This window comes from Acidithiobacillus sp. TH-A36 (genome assembly GCF_057473445.1).
This window is the reverse complement of record NZ_JBYCKP010000172.1, coordinates 1-1,660: the sequence shown is the minus strand read 5'-3', so window position 1 is coordinate 1,660 and position 1,660 is coordinate 1. Positions and strand designations below refer to the sequence as shown.

The window sequence follows — 1,660 nt, the reverse complement described above, 5'->3', positions numbered from 1 at the left end:
TGTGCCCACAAACAGGACTTTTTTACGCGCAAGGCCAATCATGCCATGATCGCCTCACAAGCCGCCGCTGAAGGCCGCATTGCCGGAATGAATTTGTATGGCCTGCGTCAGTTGCGTACCAATGCCGGCTCGGTGAGCGTCTACGCCAGTGAAATTGATGGCCTGGCTTTTGGTGTGGCCGGCTTGACCGAACATCAGGCCGAACAGGAAGGCTTTCCGATTTTAAGTGGGGAAGCCCGCCTGCCTGATCACCATCCAGCCTCCATGCCCAACACCACAGAAATTTTCTGCCGTATCATTTTTGCTGCTGACTCCCTGCAAATTCTGGGTGGGCAGGTTCTGGGGGGTGCCACCACCGGGGAACTGGTCAACACCATCGGTCTCGCCATTCAGATGCATGCAACCGCACCCGATCTGGTCAGCATGCAGTTTGGCAGTCAGCCGCGCCTGACCCCTTCCCTGCATCCGCTGGTTGCCGCAACCGGGGATGCCCTGCAGCGTCATTATGCCCTCCTCCACCCCTGCGTAGATGACAGCCAATGATGAAGCTCCCCAAGCATCGCAGCAAGATTGTCTGCACCATCGGTCCTGCGTCTGATGCCCCCAAGGTCCTGGAACAGATGATCCGGGCGGGTATGAATGTCGCCCGGCTCAATCTGGCCCACGGCACGGCCGATGAACATCGGGTGCGCATTGCCCGCATCCGCGATGCCGCCCGCAAGACCGGGTATCGCGTCGCCATTCTGGCCGATCTGCCCGGCCCGAAAATCCGCATTGGCCGCTTGCCAGTTCCGGTCACCCTCAAGCATGGGGATCATGTTCTGCTCGCTCCGGGTGCTCCGGGGACGGCGCAGGCCATTCCTCTGGAACTGCCGCCCCTGGCCAAACCCCTCGTCAAGGGCGATACGGTCTATCTGAATGACGGTTTTCTGGAACTTCGGGTAGAACAGCATGATCACCAGGGCGTGCTGTGTCAGGTGATCGTGGGTGGGGTGCTGCTTTCCCATAAAGGCGTCAATTTGCCGGGTGTTTATCTGGAGGGTGGCGCGCTCACTGCTGCCGATCGGGAATTACTGGCCTTTGCCCTGGAGGCCGGGGTCGATGGTCTGAGTGTTTCTTTTGTGGAAAGCGCCGAAGACTTGCACGCCGCCCGCCGTGCAGCCAGTGCGCTGGGATTTCATCCTTTTCTGGTCGCCAAAATCGAAAGAGCACGGGCCTGGAAACACATTGATGCGATTATCGATGCGACCGATGCCATCATGGTGGCACGTGGCGATCTGGGGGTGGAGGTGCCGATTGAAGAAATTGCCAATATCCAGAAACGCCTGATCCGTAAAGCCCGCGCTGTGGGTAAACCCGTCATCACCGCTACCCAGATGCTGGAGTCCATGGTCCACAACCGGCGGCCAACCCGCGCGGAAGTAACCGACGTGGCCAATGCCATCCTTGATGGTACGGACTGCATCATGCTCTCGGAAGAGTCGGCCATGGGCGATTTTCCGGTAGAAGCCGTAAAAATGCTGGCTGAAATTGCCCGGGTTACCGAAAAAAACCGGGCAGAACTCAATCCTCTGAGTTCCATCGACCTCGATGACAAGCCCGGCGTAGAATCTATTATTGCCAGCAATGTCCGGCACAGCGCCGAACGGCTGCATCCTTT

At 58.5% G+C, this 1,660-nt stretch carries 1 protein-coding gene and 1 pseudogene; both read left to right on the top strand.

Annotated features, from left to right (window positions below):
* Window positions 1–543: pseudogene (locus tag AC2VLY_RS04705) on the top strand (NAD(P)/FAD-dependent oxidoreductase); the annotation flags it as partial.
* A partial coding sequence (gene pyk / locus AC2VLY_RS04700) for a pyruvate kinase (protein WP_486921842.1) occupies window positions 540–1,660 on the top strand: 1,121 nt, incomplete at its 3' end. The pseudogene AC2VLY_RS04705 and the gene pyk, both read left to right, overlap by 4 nt.